Origin of the sequence: Vibrio natriegens NBRC 15636 = ATCC 14048 = DSM 759 (assembly GCF_035621455.1) — a bacterium.
Lineage (GTDB): Bacteria > Pseudomonadota > Gammaproteobacteria > Enterobacterales > Vibrionaceae > Vibrio > Vibrio natriegens.
Genome location: NZ_CP141822.1, coordinates 1,429,297 through 1,444,711 on the forward strand (window position 1 = coordinate 1,429,297; position 15,415 = coordinate 1,444,711).

General features: G+C 41.8%; 13 protein-coding genes. 9 read left to right on the top strand and 4 right to left on the bottom strand.

Annotation, left to right across the window (positions count from 1 at the left end; genetic code table 11):
- Positions 1-30 precede the first annotated feature (30 nt).
- Complete coding sequence (locus tag VER99_RS06570) at positions 31-981, bottom strand: AraC family transcriptional regulator (RefSeq protein WP_020333155.1); 951 nt, start codon at positions 979-981, stop codon at positions 31-33.
- Positions 982-1,318: 337 nt separating this feature from the next.
- On the opposite strand from VER99_RS06570, the gene VER99_RS06575 reads away from it, so the two are divergent.
- The 8 genes from VER99_RS06575 to VER99_RS06610 all read left to right on the top strand — a co-directional run bounded on the left by VER99_RS06575 (position 1,319) and on the right by VER99_RS06610 (position 9,846).
- A complete protein-coding gene (locus tag VER99_RS06575) occupies positions 1,319-2,251 on the top strand; it encodes a helix-turn-helix domain-containing protein (protein ID WP_020333156.1) in 933 nt (310 codons plus the stop codon).
- Positions 2,252-2,375: 124 nt separating this feature from the next.
- A complete protein-coding gene (locus tag VER99_RS06580; protein WP_020333157.1) occupies positions 2,376-3,353 on the top strand; it encodes a quinone oxidoreductase family protein in 978 nt (325 codons plus the stop codon).
- 142 nt (positions 3,354-3,495) lie between these two features.
- Entirely contained in the window at positions 3,496-4,149 is a 654-nt protein-coding gene (locus VER99_RS06585; protein ID WP_020333158.1) for a cyclase family protein, read from the top strand.
- A 40-nt stretch (positions 4,150-4,189) separates the two neighbouring features.
- A complete protein-coding gene (locus tag VER99_RS06590; protein ID WP_020333159.1) occupies positions 4,190-5,065 on the top strand; it encodes an arginase family protein in 876 nt (291 codons plus the stop codon).
- Between the two features lie 315 nt (positions 5,066-5,380).
- Positions 5,381-6,880, top strand: coding sequence for a sugar ABC transporter ATP-binding protein (locus tag VER99_RS06595; protein ID WP_020333160.1), 1,500 nt, complete (start codon positions 5,381-5,383; stop codon positions 6,878-6,880).
- Positions 6,877-7,866, top strand: coding sequence for an ABC transporter permease (locus VER99_RS06600; protein ID WP_020333161.1), 990 nt, complete (start codon positions 6,877-6,879; stop codon positions 7,864-7,866). The genes VER99_RS06595 and VER99_RS06600 overlap by 4 nt, the downstream gene beginning before the upstream one ends.
- A gap of 12 nt (positions 7,867-7,878) precedes the next feature.
- Complete coding sequence (locus VER99_RS06605; RefSeq protein WP_020333162.1) at positions 7,879-8,835, top strand: ABC transporter permease; 957 nt, start codon at positions 7,879-7,881, stop codon at positions 8,833-8,835.
- A 24-nt stretch (positions 8,836-8,859) separates the two neighbouring features.
- Positions 8,860-9,846 (top strand): sugar ABC transporter substrate-binding protein, encoded by a 987-nt coding sequence (locus VER99_RS06610; protein ID WP_020333163.1) that lies wholly within the window; start codon positions 8,860-8,862, stop codon positions 9,844-9,846.
- 83 nt (positions 9,847-9,929) lie between these two features.
- Here VER99_RS06610 and VER99_RS06615 read toward each other — a convergent pair whose 3' ends face one another.
- The 3 genes from VER99_RS06615 to VER99_RS06625 all read right to left on the bottom strand — a co-directional run bounded on the left by VER99_RS06615 (position 9,930) and on the right by VER99_RS06625 (position 13,310).
- Positions 9,930-10,862, bottom strand: a complete 933-nt coding sequence (locus VER99_RS06615) for a helix-turn-helix domain-containing protein (RefSeq protein WP_020333164.1) — start codon at positions 10,860-10,862, stop codon at positions 9,930-9,932.
- A 248-nt stretch (positions 10,863-11,110) separates the two neighbouring features.
- Positions 11,111-12,025 (bottom strand): DMT family transporter, encoded by a 915-nt coding sequence (locus VER99_RS06620; RefSeq protein ID WP_020333165.1) that lies wholly within the window; start codon positions 12,023-12,025, stop codon positions 11,111-11,113.
- A gap of 250 nt (positions 12,026-12,275) precedes the next feature.
- Entirely contained in the window at positions 12,276-13,310 is a 1,035-nt protein-coding gene (locus tag VER99_RS06625) for a LacI family DNA-binding transcriptional regulator (protein WP_024373096.1), read from the bottom strand.
- Between the two features lie 713 nt (positions 13,311-14,023).
- Here VER99_RS06625 and VER99_RS06630 point away from each other — a divergent pair.
- Positions 14,024-15,409 carry a PTS transporter subunit EIIC gene (locus tag VER99_RS06630; protein WP_020333167.1) on the top strand — a complete coding sequence of 462 codons (1,386 nt, stop codon included), beginning with the start codon at positions 14,024-14,026 and terminating at the stop codon, positions 15,407-15,409.
- The last annotated feature ends 6 nt before the right edge of the window (positions 15,410-15,415 follow it).

The following is a 15,415-nucleotide window of genomic DNA, read 5'->3' on the forward strand; positions in this document are numbered from 1 at the left end:
TTCCTTTCCGTTCGCTATTACCTATCTATTTTATTTTCCTGATAAAAGTTCTTTTGGTGTCATTCCATAGGCTTTTTTGAAAGCTCGGCTGAAATGCGAAAAGTCATTGAAACCGCAATGAATGGCAACGTCCGATACACGTTTTACTTTTCTTCCTATCAGCATTTTGTAAGCCAGTTCTAGCCGTTGTTCCCATAGCCATTTAATTGCTGTTGTTCCTTCAGTTGCGAACAGGCGGTTAAGTGTGCGTGTTGTCATATAGTGCATTTCTGCGATGGTAGTGGTGCTCAGGTCTGTATCATGAAGGTTATGAATAAGAACTTGTTTAATCTTATCCAGCTTTTCTTTTTTCTTAGTATCCGTTGCACGACTGTCTGAATCAAACTCGACATTCAGAGCAGTGGATATGATATCCATAAGGGCTGAAGACAAGGTTAATTCTGAGGAAATATCATTGAGTTTCGGTAAACTAGCGTACTCTCTAATCGTTGAAGCCGCCAGTTTACCCATTGTACTGTTAGATTTTAGAGTCCGAGCGATAAACGGTGATACGTTATCAAAGTTGGTACGTATGAGACTCTTCGGAAATTTGATATTCAGAGCGCGATGATTTTCAGAGTAGTCCAGATAAAACGGTTTAGAAGAGTCGTACAAAACCATGTCACCACTGATTATCTCAGCTTTACGCCCCTCTTGTTTAATTTCTCCAAACCCGTTCAATAGCAGGAGAAACTGGAGGTCTTCACTTTGATCCGAAGAAACGTCTTTTTCTGAACGATAATATTTCATAGGTACATTTATTTGGTGGTCGTTGAGTATCACTCCGCCAAAATGATGACCAAATAAAGATGCATCTACAGTGCTGTTTTTACTATTCCCTAACTCACAATGAATCTTCACATAATTGTCAGAAATGACATTTTCCCAATAGTCGAACCTCTCAGAAGAACTGATCATATCTGTATTATGCATTAAGTTCATAATTACACCCTAAATTACGTTGGAAACGTGCAAATAATGCAAGAATTAAGCCTTTTTTAAAGTCAACAAAAACAGATGTATGGAGAAGATTTGCTTTATTAATTGAACCAAATTGATTGTTTTGCACTAAGTTGGTGCCTTGAAAGGGGTTCGATAGTATAACTATCTACTGACCAATAAGTCGGTAGGTTATGGCTTACGTCGTTGGTAAAAATACTGAGTGGCGCTCCAAATAACAGTAATGTTTTTCAAATCAACAGTAAGAAAAATTGTGCATCCTGAATCAATACCTGACAATAGTGATAGAACAATAACCTCAGAAAGCAAGGTTTAACTAATGGGCAGAAGCTATTCCACACGTGATGTTAGAGCACAAGAGAGTTTTGAATACTGGCAGAATTTAGTTGGCTCAACTTACTCGGCCTTTACCAAAAACAAAAACCTGACTGAAGGTGATTTTCAGGGGGAGTTATCAGTGAAATCTCTAGGGCGAAGCGCATTAATCACTCGTATACGCTCTACGCCCATGGAATACCATGAAATGGAAGAAGCGAGTTATACGGATGATTATTTCATTTGTTTATCGCTTTGTCCTTACGCACAACTGACGCAAAATAATACGACTACCGAACAATTGGCGGGCGATATTGTTGTTTATGATAACAATCAACCGTTCTCATATCGCTTTCCACAAGGTGACAACCAGATTGTGATTTCTGTTCCTCATTCCGTTTTTAACGTAAAAGTAAACAGCTCGGAGCGTTTGTTAAATAAGACATTGAAGAGTGACTCCCCGTTAGGGCGTTTCGTTGGCTCAATGATCGAACAGGCGTGGGAAAGCGAAGAGCAGGAAGACATTTTTGGTGACAAAATGCTCTCAGCTATTTTGTCCATGCTGAGCAGTGCTTTTGAAGCGGTTTCGCCAGAAGGTAATCGTGCGGTACAGCGTGACAAAAAAGACAATTTAACCTTGGTTCAGCAGTATGTTATTGACCATATCGGTGAACATTCGTTGTCTGTTGAATCAATTTCTCAGCAGTTTCATATGTCTTCAAGAACGCTGAGTCGGTTGTTTAGTAAAGAAAACACTTCGGTGATGAAGTGGGTATGGCAACAGAGAATTAAAGCAAGCTACAAGCTGATTATGACAAATTCAGATATACCAATAAGTGAGATTGCACACCAACATGGCTTTTCCAATATTTCTCATTTTAGCAAGATGTTTAAAGAAACCTACGGTGTCACACCTTCTCAACTTCGACAAGGCTAAGCTTGTCACTCAGAGCAAACAGGTTGTCCGTCAGAGAGTAACGCTGCTGTTGTAACCTCATTCATAATTTCTCCGTTTTTAACGACGTTGCTGTGTGCAGCGTATGAACATTTTCGGAATAAGAATGAAAGCATTAGTCGCGAAGCAATTAGGTGCTCAATCGGTTCTTCAAATAGAAGAACGCTCAACTCCTCAAACTAAGCCAGGATTTACTCTGGTTAAAATGCATGCTGCAACAGTCAACCCTTTATCAAATCAGATCAGACTGGGGGCAGTACCAGCCGCAAAAGCTCCGTTAGTGTTAAGCAATGATGGATCTGGTGTCGTCGTAGAAAGTGACCTATTCAAAGCTGGGACAGCGGTTGCCATTTATGGTGGCGGCACATTGGGCATTACAGAAGATGGCTTGCAGCAAGAATTTGCTCTGGTAGAGAACAAATGGATTGTAGAGCTTCCTGCAAATACTGATCTGAATGTAGCCGCTGCGCTTCCGATTAATTACGTATCCGCGTATCAGGCAATCAGTCGAGTCGGTCAATTTAAAGCAGGCCAAACAGTGTTGATTTCTGGTGCAACCGGCTCTCTAGGTCACGCTCTGATTCAACTGGTTAACGCATTGGGAGGCACACCTATCGGTGTCGTTTCTACAAGTGGAAAAGTCGCTAAAGCTCTTGAGTCAGGAGCTAAACATGTCGTTGACCTTTCGTCACAAGACATGCTTTCTACCGTGATGGGTATTACGGAAGGCCAGGGTGTTGATTTAGCTTTCGATACTGTTGCGGCTGACGTTCTGGGGCAGTTGATGAAATGTTTGAAGACCCACGGAGCAGTCGTATCGATAGGTTTCGCTGGCGGAGTTACATCAGAAATCGATATTGTTGATGTTGTCGTATATGAGAAAAAATTACTCGGATTTGATGCGCACTTAGAGACGGATGAAGATGTTGAACATGTTTTTCATGTTCTGAAAATTCTTTTAGAACAAGGCAAAATCAAACCACGGATAGACAGCGTATTTCCGCTAGAGGAATATGATGACGCTTATCAACATTTAACATCTCGTCAGGCTCAAGGGACGATTTTAGTTAAGTTTAACCATTAAGCGCAGTGCAAAACTTGGTTAGTTCGTAGTGGACAGCAAGCTTGGCACTGACAAACAAGTATTTGTCTTTTTCAGCCAAGTTTTCGTGTCTGGATTGCGTATATTAGTTTTCAAAGGAACAGAAATAATAAGGAAGGACTCAATGACTAAGATAGTTGTTAAGGAATTTATCGAGCTTAACCATAAACTTGAACATGGAATGGAAACCTATCCGGGACTTAGCCATGTTGAGGTATATGACCATTTCCCACGATTCGGCAATAACGCATTAATTGATGGTATTAACTTATTGGGTATCTCAGGTACTTACATTGATGCGCCTTATCACGAAGACCCAGATGGTGACAAGATTTGTGATTACCCGTTAGAAAAATTAGCCCACCTGCCGCTGATTGTGGTGAATAAGCCAGATAGCAGAGTTTCTTTTGAACGAGAAGACTTTGATGGATTAGAAGTATCAGGTAAAGCGGTACTGCTTAATAGTAAGCATGACCAGTTTTTCGGTAAGGAAGAGTACGGAATTAATACACCATACCTTTCTGTTGAAGCGGCTGACTATTTAGTTGAACAAGGTGTGGTATTAGTCGGGATAGATTCTCCACTGGTAGATAATATCGAAACATCTGAAGCTGCAATTCCGGTTCACAATATTCTCTTAAGCAACGGCATTGTTATCTGTGAAGACATGACCAACATCGCTGCCGCAGAAGGTAAAGATGCTTATCTGACAGCCGTTCCTCCCAGAGTTCCGCTAGCGAGTTTCCCTGCACGTGTATTTGCAACAGTTTATGAGTGATACAGCGGTTAGTCTGTATTCCAATTTAAGGTAATTTATTATGTCTGTAGAAAATAAAACCCTAAGACTGCTAATGCCACAATGGCAAGGCGGCAACAATCATGCTTATTATTTTGGCGCTCAACTATTAGCTTGGTTAGCACCTGAAACGAATGGTCCGGTTGAAGAAGTAAACGTAACTTTTGACGAAAACCGTCAATTAGAAAATGAAAACGGCATCGTTGGCCGCTCAGAGATCATTCCGCAAATCCAGAATTCAAAAGAGCTGATTGAAAAACACAGCCCAGACAGTTTAGTTGTGTTAGGTGGTGACTGCTTGGTTGACCTGGCACCATTTGCTTACTTACAAGAAAAGTATGGTGATGATTTAGGTATTCTTTGGGTTGATGCTCACCCGGATATCATGACTTCAGAAGAATTTGAGCATTCTCATGCTTCTGTATTACGTGCATTGATGGGTGAAGGTGACAGTGACCTGACTGATTTCGTTAGCACACCAATAAAAGCTAATAAAATCATGTACGCGGGTGTTAATAACGAGAGCGAGTTTGAAGCTAACTTTCTGAAAGACCGTAATATGCGCGTATGTCGCCCTGAAGAAATCCAAACTGAAATCACTTCGATCCAAAAATGGGTAGAAGAAGAAAACATTAAGGTTCTTGCTATTCATTTGGATTTAGATGTACTCAGCATTGCTAACTTTGGGTCACTTCTCTTCAAAAATCCAAATGTTCCTGAGGATGCTTATGAAGGCATCGCTCAGGGCCAAATCACAATGGATGATGTTGTAAAAGTTATTAGTGTAGCCAGTGAAAATACTGAAGTTGTCGGCTTGGGTATTGCAGAACACCTGCCATGGGATTCATTGAATCTGAAGAACATGCTCGAAAAATTACCGTTGCTTGGTAACAAATAAGTAGCTCTTCCTAGTATTGTTGATGATTGTGTCTGTTTGGATAAGTAGTTTTACTGCTTATCCTTTTTTTTGTATCTGATTATCTTGTTATGTTTCTTTGGCTCTGAATTAAGGCGTTTAAATTCAGGCTCCGATTTATGTCCTAATTATCATAACTCTTGTCTCGGTCAGACAAGTATCACTCCGCTTTAGAACGCTAAGATGTCCTTAATGCATGATTTAGATGTATAAATATACGGCTTACGTAAAAACCATTTCGATGTAAATGAAAGTGAGCCCTAAATCTCAATAATTTTGAGAAAGGACAACAGCGCAATGGAAGCAAAAAATATACTGACGGCGAATAACATATCTAAACGATATGGTGGCGTATTTGCTTTAAATGATGTCAGTTTTTCTCTCCGCAGCGGAGAAATTCTCGGTCTATGCGGGGAAAATGGAGCGGGCAAAAGCACGCTGGTAAAAATTCTTGGCGGTTATGTCACACCAGACACAGGAACATTAGAAATTGGCGGCATGAACGTCGAGCTAGGTAAACGTGTCGACCCCTCTTTGATTACTATCGTCCATCAGGAACTTTCAATCCTGCCGCATCTGAGCGTGCTGGATAACATTGTTATCGGGATGAAAGAAAATGGGCAAATCTATCGTAGAGGTCGCTATACAGAACAAGTCACTAAACTGCTTGCCGATGTGGGTTTAGAACATATTTCTCCTCACCAGCTTGCGGAAACACTCTCTTTAGCAGAAAGACAATTGGTTGAGATTGCACGTGGGCTTGCAAGTGGTGCACATGTACTACTTCTTGATGAACCGACTGCAACTCTTTCTGATGCAGAGATTGAAAAAGTCTTTTCTATTATGCGTAAGCTGAAAGCAGCCGGAACCACGTTGGTCATTATCAGTCACCGTTTGGATGAAGTCTTTACCATCACCGATCGCGTTACGGTGTTCCGTGGCGGTAAACATATCTTTACCCGTAATACCAAAGATGTCACAGGACCGGAACTGGTTAGTGCCATGCTTGGTCATGAAGTTGAGAGGGGCGTTATCAGGCCTCAACGACAGCATGGGGACGTATTGCTTGAATGCAAAAATGTGCAAATAGAGAATGGTTATGGTCCGTTAGATTTTACCTGTCACAAGGGTGAAATCGTCGCCATTGTCGGTCAGCTTGGTGCCGGAGCGGATTTATTCTTGCGTACATTAGCCGGTTTAGCACCAGCAGAGCAGGGCGTTATATTGCTCAATCAGAACCCTATAGCACTCAACTCTATATATGATGCTGAGCAACACGCTATTTCTTATGTACCAGAAGATAGAGCCGGTAAAGGCGCATTTCTGGAAGCGCCAATTGGCATGAATCTAACTTCAAGAGCGCTGGATGTTCTGTCTCATTGGGGTGTGATTTCAAAACCTAAGGATACAAAAAACGGTGTGGAGCTAGCAGAGTCATTTACTCTCAATCCGGATCGAAATCATGAACCTGTTTCTTCACTCAGTGGTGGTAACCAACAGAAAGTGGTTCTGGGTAAAGCCATTGCAACGAATCCCAATTTACTGCTGCTAAATGAGCCAACCCGGGGCGTGGATATTGGTGCACGTGCCGATATTTACCAGCGCTTAAGAGATCGAGCGGATCAAGGGCTTTCAATTGTCTTTTACTCTACCGATCTGGAAGAGATTCTCGACTTTGCTGATCGCATAGTCACGGTATTTAAAGGCGAAGTAATAAACAGCGTATTAAGGAAAGATGCGACTCAGGAAAGCATCTTACAAGACATTCTGCACGGAAAAGCGAGGGATGCAGCATGATTGGAGCAACCTCTTCAAAATCAGCGTTACCATTTCTGTCCCTGAGCGGCGCGGCGTTTTCTCCAACCCGTATTCAGGCAACATCGGTAAGGTTTGCCATCGTGATTGTTGCGGTGTTGGCAAGCGTATTCATTGACGGCTTCGCTACCACGCAAAATTTAAGTTCAATTCTATTTTCTACCGTCTCGGTCGGCATAGCCGCTTGCGGACTGGCTTTGGTAACAATTAGTGGCAATTTGTTTATGTTGTCGATCAGTGCGACAACGTCTATATCCACCATTATTTTTGCTAGCTCATTGCAGTTTGGTATTCCAGCGGCGATTGTTTTGACTTTGGCCGTCGGCATCATCTTCGGTGTTATTCAGGGTACGGCAGTTGGCGCAATGAAAACCAATCCAATTATCACGACGATTGCAGCGTCTTCGGTGATTACCGGTATTGGTTCCTGGGTATCGGGTGGACGAACCATAACTAGTGATGTCAGCGTTGAGTGGCTCGGTGTCGGTCATATCTTCCCGGGAGTACCAAACCAGTTATTTATTTTGATATTCGTGTTGTTTGCGTGTGAGTTCTTCTTATCACGCATGCGTTTAGGGCGAGAAATCCAGCTAATTGGTATCAATGCAACCACTGCAAAACTTTCTGGACTTCGAGTGGGATTAGCCGTTGCGATGGCTTATATCATCGCGTCTTCAACCGCTTCTTTAACCGGTATTCTTATCGCATCGCAAAACTCACAAGGGAATTTGTCGCTTGGTGCAGGACTGGATTTTAGTGCAATTGCGGCAGTACTCGTTGGTGGCGTTGCTATTGCTGGTGGGCATGGCCGTATAAAAGACGCAGTATTTGGCGCTCTGTTCCTGGCGATAGTTGGTAACGTTCTGTTGTTGGCTGGTTTTTCTCTGGATATGCAGTTGATGGTAAAAGGCGCAGTTGTACTTATTTCTGTAGTGCTGGGTGCATTACTGTCTCGTAAGCGTAAATAAAGGAGATGCAAAATGAAATCTAAATGGAATTCGTCAGACATATTACGAGTGTTTCTGTTTATCGCTATACCTGTCTTTTTTGCTTGCATGAACAGTTTCTTTTTAACCAGTGGGAACCTGTTTGCTTTAATGCAGAATTTCGGTTTAGTTGGGCTGGTGGCTTTAGGTCTGGTGCTCACTATGATTGTTGGTGAGTTCGATCTTTCAGTTGCTTCAATGGTTGCTGTCGGTGGTCTTATTCTGGCTAAAACAGGCGTAGATAGCGCCATTATAGGTGTGATGTGGGCGATGGTGTTTGGCCTTGTCGTCGGACTTATTAATGCTGCGTTCATTATTAAACTCAAAGTTTCTTCGTTAGTAAGCACACTAGGCATGATGATTCTGTTATCGGGTTTTGCTTACTGGATCGCTGATGGCAATGTCGTCCCTTACTACAACTTTGATGCATCAGATGTTTTGGATGCACAGATAGCGTACGTATTCTCACCTCGCATCCTTATTACGATTGCAGCGATGATAGTTGTATACCTGCTTCTTAGCTTTACTCGCTTGGGAAGAGACCTGTATGCAACAGGTAGCCACAGACAATCCGCAATCATGAGCGGTGCAAATACTTCTGCTGCTTTGTGTGTTGCATTTGGTTTATCTGGAATGCTAGCCGCCTTAGCAGGTGCTTTGATTTCAATCAGTCTGGCAACAGGCTCGCCAACACTTGGTGACACGCTCCTAATTCAAGCTGCTTCTGCCGCGATTCTGGGTGGTGTCTCTCTTGGTGGTGGCGTCGGCAAAATTCATCAGGTAGCGGTAGGTGTGATGATTCTTGCTGCTCTTGGTAATGGGTTGAGCCTTATGGGCGCAAGTTCTGCGACCACATTATTAGTCAATGGTTGTGTTCTGGGATTCGTCGTTCTGATGAATGGTGATCTGAGTTCACTACGTATAAATCTTGTTAAAAAAACACATGGATAATCAACGGACAACGGAGATGTCACGATGAAAACAAAATTATTTCTAAAACACTCTTTAACTGCGCTGGCTACGACAGCCGCGCTTGCTTCAGCCGCAACTGTGTCGGTGGCACAGGCTGCGGAAGGTAAGTCAGTGATACTGCTTCAGCCAACTGAAGAATGTACGTACTGTGCGGACTACTTACGTTTCTTCAAGCAAGAAGCAACCGCTGCGGGTTTGGATTTTGAAACAACAACCAGTCCGTTTGATCCAGCGAACCAGGCTAACCAGGTTGAACAGGCGATTGCGAAACGCCCAGATGCGATTATCTTATGGCCGGTAGATGCAAACGCGCTCATTCCATCTATGCGCAAAATTCAAAAAGCGGGTATTCCACTCATCATCAGTGACGCGTTACCAGCAAAACAGTCTGAAAGATTCTGGGATGTGTATACAGGCGGAAACAGTGAAGACATTGGTCGTGAATCTGCGAAAGCGATGGTCGATGCGTTTGAAGCGAAAGGCTATGGTAAAAAAGGCGAAATTTTTGTGATTACCGGTACTCCGGGGGCCCCAACGTCAATTGGTCGTATGAAAGGCTTTACTGAAGAGCTAAGCAAGCTAGCACCGGACATTAAAATTCTCGGTGAACAACCAGGTAACTGGGATCAGAACGTCTCTATGACAGCCGCGTCTTCACTATTCACTCGCTTTGGTGATCAGGTTGAAGGTGTCTACGCGGTAGAAGATTTAATGATGGCGGGTGTGATTGTCGCAGCTGAACGCGCCAATATTGATGCTTCTAAGCTCGCTTTAGTCGGTGTTGGTTGTGAAGTCCCAGGGTACAAAAATATCAAAGCGGGTATCCAGTATGCGACAGTATTGTCTGATGCTTACAGTGACGCCAAATACGCAGTAGATGCGGCGGTGAAATTGTTGGATGGTGAGAAGTTAGATAAATACATCTATATGCCAAACCCTATTATTACTAAAGATAACTTGAGTGACTGTAAAGGTATTCAAGATCTTTAATAGGGTATTGGGGTAGAAGCAAAAGGGATAAGTAGCACAGTTACTTATCCCTTTTTTATTTTTACTCATTGAATTTTAGATGGTTATCGTGTCAATTCTCGTGGAGAGTAACCAAATTGTTTTTTGAAAGTGCGGCTAAAGTGAGAAAGATCTTTATAACCAAAAGTGAGTGCCGCTTCAGTGATGTTTGTTACACGTTTATTTGCCAGTGCATCGTAGGCACAAGATAGACGCTGGGATTGCAACCAATTACGTGGAGTTTCTCCAACTTCGGCAAATAGTCTGCTTAGTGTTCGCAAAGAAATACCCTTTTGAGAAGCAACACTTTCAAGGCTTAACTCTTCATCAGTAATATGATTGCGGATGTAAGTTTTGATTTCGTTTAGTTGTTTATTGTTAGACGCGATAGGGCTATCGTTTGCCGTTGCCCGACTGATGGCCGTTGTCAGCATATCGAGTGTTGGGACAATAAAATCGTCCTCGTTTATCAGCTCTGGAGATGAGGCTATAATTGATGTCTCGTTCATTAGCGACTTGATTAAGCGACCAAATGATGACTGATCATTTAAAACAGTGCCACCCAAATTATCTAATCGGGTTACTTTCGCCTGGATTAACGGACGAGGAATACGCAGAAGCATCGCTTTGTAGGCGGAAGTATAATTGAATGAATATGGTTTGCCAGAATCGTATATTAGGATGTCACCAACATTGTGTGATACCTGACGGTCATTTTGCTCGAAATAACCTTCGCCCTCTAACATAACAGAAAGAAATATGTCTTCGCGTGGTACATTGCGTAAATCTGTAGTGCGACGATCATAGCGAATACTTTCTGAAGCGACATGGCTTAATTCTGTAGAGCCAACGTGTTGAACAGATGTCGTCGCTTTGAATTGAGTTGTATCACTGGCGATACCCAGACAAGGTGCGTAGTGTTTAGTTACCACGTCATTCCAGTAGTTGAATCTATCTTTTTGATCCAAAGTGTCAGTCGAAAAAATAGTGCTCATCATTCAAGTGTTCCCAACTAAAACCAGTTACTAGCTATAAAGCAATATAAGTGCCACTAAAAAGTCTTGGTTAATTTCTGTGCGCAAAAAAGGTGCATATTGCATAAATGTCGGGAAAACAGTGAGATAGCTTTGCTGATAAGAAAAGTTTGAGGAGAAAAAATGTTATGTCAATAAACTAAACGCACTCACTTGGTGCTATTTTCACCTTGGGAGTGCGTTTGTGATTTGTTGTGTTCAGTGTTGGTGCGTTAACTTTCTAACTCAGTTTGTACTGTATAAGATTCGGTTTCGTTCGATTCTGAAAGAAGAATTGAACCGGTTACCATCAGCAGTGCAATTCCGTCTGTCATCGTCAGTGACTGGTCAAAGAAGATGATAGAGAAGAAAGTTGACGCTACAGGGATAATCGCAAAAGCCATACCAGTCGCACTTGCCGGAATTTTTGTTACGCCGTTGAAGAAGCAGAAGTAAGGGACTGCCCATACCAGAATACCGTAGTAGATCATGGTCACTGTGTTTTTGCTATCAAACAATAGTGACAGGTCAATGTCTTTGGTTTCAAGCAGAAACATTAGCGGTACAGTAAAAACCATGCCGGTAAAACATACGCCTGTCGCCATAGTTAGTGCAGGAAGCTGAACGTCATATTTCTTCGCTGCAATCACACAACCTGAAGTTGATAGTGTTGATAGTGCTAGTAGAACGATGCCGTAAATCGATGTACTACCTGATGTGTCACTTGAAGGAATTGTTAGAGCTAACACGCCTGCTATCGCTAACAGAATCGCAAAACCTTTTCGAGTGCTGAGTTTTTCTTTAAGCAAGAAATACGACAGTGTCAGTACTACTGCCGGAGCGATACTCGTAAAAATTGAGGCAGAAATTGCGTTCGAGTATTCGAATCCGTACAGTAGAAATGCAGTGTATAGTACAGCCCCAAGCAGTGACTGTAAGCTTATGATGGCCCAGGTTTTAAAGCTGAGTGAAAAAATAGCCGGAGCACCAGTCGCACGACCAATGATGTACAAAAACGCAAAACCTATTGCGAAGGTGATAGCGATGAATGTCCATACTGGTATGCTGTTCATTGATTCTGCTGCGATAGGGTAGCTAATACCAACCAGCAGGTAACACATTAATACGTTTAAGTATCCCATATTCATGATGATTTCCTCTTTCCTTGAGATGTAAAATCATCATGCCTCGATATTCTCAGGCTTACTTGGCTGTATCTGCCAAGGTGTGGTTTATTTAGGTCAAAGTTCTATTGAGGCGGTGGCTGTCATTCGATCTTTGGCAAGAGGAAGTTCCATAGCTCAATAGTGCCTAATAGCCACATCTTTGATGTCTTCTACGCTGAGTCTTCTGAGTACTCGGGATCAACAGCCTGGTATCTTGAGGTTATTTGGATATCTACAGAGTTATTTCTTTTATTGAATCCCGAAGTACAAGCTCACCGTGTATATCATCGAGTAGGTGTAAGTCACACTCTATGTTTTCCATTTTTTTGAAGAGCATCTTACAAGCGCGTTGCACAATGTCGTTAACCGGCAATTTAACCGAAGAAATCGAAGGATTTGTATAGGTAGATATATCATCATTACCAAAACCAAATATAGATATAGTTTCAGGAACTGGAATACCTTCCTGTTGTAACGCTTTTAGGGCACCTATAGCTATAGCGTCACTGTGACATGCAATTGCGGTAAACTCGACCTGACGTTGAAGTAATTGTTGGCAGGCGGTATACCCACCGTCAAAAGATGATGAAGCTTCTATGATTAAAAAAGGATCTATCTCTAAACCACTTTTATGAAGAGACTGTTTATAGCCTTCAAAGCGTTGTCTTGATGTGTTGATATTCATAGGACCACAGATATAGGCTATTTTTTTGTGTCCCAATTCTAGCAATTTGTTCACTGCTAAGCTTTCAGCTTCTACCTGATCATACCAAACGTAGTTGTTTGGCTTATCCGCCAATTTATAGTTGATAACAACGAGCGGAATAGGGAGTTCATCGATAAGGCTTGAAAGTTGTTCTTCACCATTACCTGCCTCAATATGTGAGGTTTTGTAGTACAAAATCCCGTCACAGCGTCGATCGACTAATTGGTTTATAGAGCGAATGCCACTTTCAATGTTATTGGTATCAGTTTGAGTGATGATCAAAAATTTGTTTGATTCTCTTGCCATAGCATGAGCCAGATCCATTATTTCCATGACGTTTTGAGAACTATGATAGCCAGAAGGAAGGATTAAGCCCACGCTATTGGTTGTTTGATTGGATAAAGATTGTGCAAGAATGTTTGGTCGATAATTGAGTTCCTCTATCGCTTTAAACACCGCGTCTCTCGTTGCTTGCGATATACGTCCTTTCCCGTTCATCACACGAGACACTGTCGTTTTAGATACTCCTGCTCGTCGGGATACATCCAACAATGTTGTCATATTTATCTTTCCAAAATTTCTATTGATGTGATTGTAGCGAAGAAGAGCTAAATGCCAAACAGGTAAAGCGTTAAATTTATAGATAGTCCATAAAACTTAGTAAGTTAGATAAATAAATATCGGTACTTTAAGGTTTACAGAATCGGGGGAGCAATACCTATAAATTATGAACAACCGGTTGTTCAGTTCTCGGGTTTTTTACTATATATCAAGCAGTTATTTATTGGTCCTTTCACATTGCTCTAACTTTATCTGACAATTATCAAATTAAATTCTCTCTATAACAGCAACCTTTATGCAACCTGTTTGTATTTTGAACAAATGTTTTTGTCCTATTGTGATTTTATTGTGACTCATAGCACGAAAATTGTTCTTTTTTGTTTTTTTTACTTACATTGAACAACCGGTTGCGCTTAGTATCCGATTTATGGCGACGAGGTAGAGAAATAGAAACTGAGCTTGGCTGACAATCACAGATCGTTAGGTCAGAAAAGAATTAGTTCTTTAAATACAAGGCATTAAAGTTTTGAGGTTTTGTTTGTTCGCACCGGAATGTGACGATTTTCACTCGTTTCCTAATTGATGGTTTTGTTAGTTTGTCTCATAGAGACAATAAAATGGGTTAACTCAGTCAAGTCTTACTACTTAGTTATCTGTATGTTTGGGTACCAGGAACTTGATTAGTTCTTAGTTAGCTTTTAAAAGGAATTAGTATGGACAATAAGAAAATTGCCAGTGAGATCTTACCGCTTATCGGGGGTAACGGTAACATCGGCCACTTAACTCACTGTATTACCAGACTCAGAATCACACTGAACTCGTTTGATTCTGTAGATAAATCTTCGATTTCCGAGATTCCAGGCGTTCTCGGTGTTAATGAAAACAGTGGTCAACTACAGGTAATACTAGGTAACCGCGTTTCTGATGTATTCGAAGAGCTAAAGGCTATTGTTTACGGAACGGATTCTTCTGCGACAGATGAAAGTAAAACAAGCAGTGTAGAAGCAGAGAAAAAAGGGCTGCTAGCAACGATTCTGGACGCTATTGCTGGTATCTTTTCTCCGATCATTCCTGCAATTGTCGGTGCCGGCTTATTAAAAGGCATTATCGTAATGCTCACCTCTTTTGGCCTTGTTCCTGCAGACAGTGAAACTATCAAAGTTCTCACTGTTATTGGAGACGCAGCGTTCTATTTCTTGCCCGTTATTCTTGGTGTGAGTTCTGCTCTGAAGTTTAAATGTAACCCATATATAGGCGCGGCTCTTGGCGGAATTCTCATCCACCCTCAATTGCAAGCATTGATGCAAAGTAGTGGTGATTTTATGCATCTATTTGGCATCCCACTTAAATCAACCCTTTATATGAGCTCAGTGTTACCGATCATTCTTACAATATGGTTTATGTCATACGTTGAGAAATTTTTGGCATCATTCGTACCTAGCTCTTTAAAAGGTGTTTTCCAGCCTGTGTTAACTCTTATGATCGTTGCGCCAGTAATGTTGGCTGTTTTGGGTCCTCTAGGCTCTGTTATTGGTAACGTGATTGCTTCTACTTTTATTCAAATATATAGCGTTGCGGGTATCTTTGCCGGTGCTTTACTTGGTGGTTTGTATGCGCCAATCGTTATTACTGGTATGCATTACGGATTCCTCCCTGTGATGTTTGAATCTATTTCGCAAACCGGCTTTGATTACATTATGGCTATTGGTATTGCGGCGAACTCTGCTCAAGCAGGTGCGACTTTCATGGTCTTCCTGATGACCAAAAATAAAGCATTTAAATCGATTGTAGGTGGTGCTGGTGTCAATGCCATTATTGGTATTACAGAACCTGCCATCTTTGGTGTAACCCTGAGATTGAAAAAACCACTTATCGCGGCGTGTATTGGTGGTGCTTTGGGTGGCGCTGTTATGGGGCTATTCCAAATTGGTTCTACCGGTATTGGTACTGGGCCACTAGCTGGATTGGCATTCTTCTTTGGTCCTAAATTTGTCTATTTCATTGTTGGATGTTTGGTGTCGTTTATCAGTGCAGCAGTGTTAACCAGACTTATTGGCTTTGAAGATGTAAAAAGTTCAGTTGTAGAAACAAATAAATAAAGACGA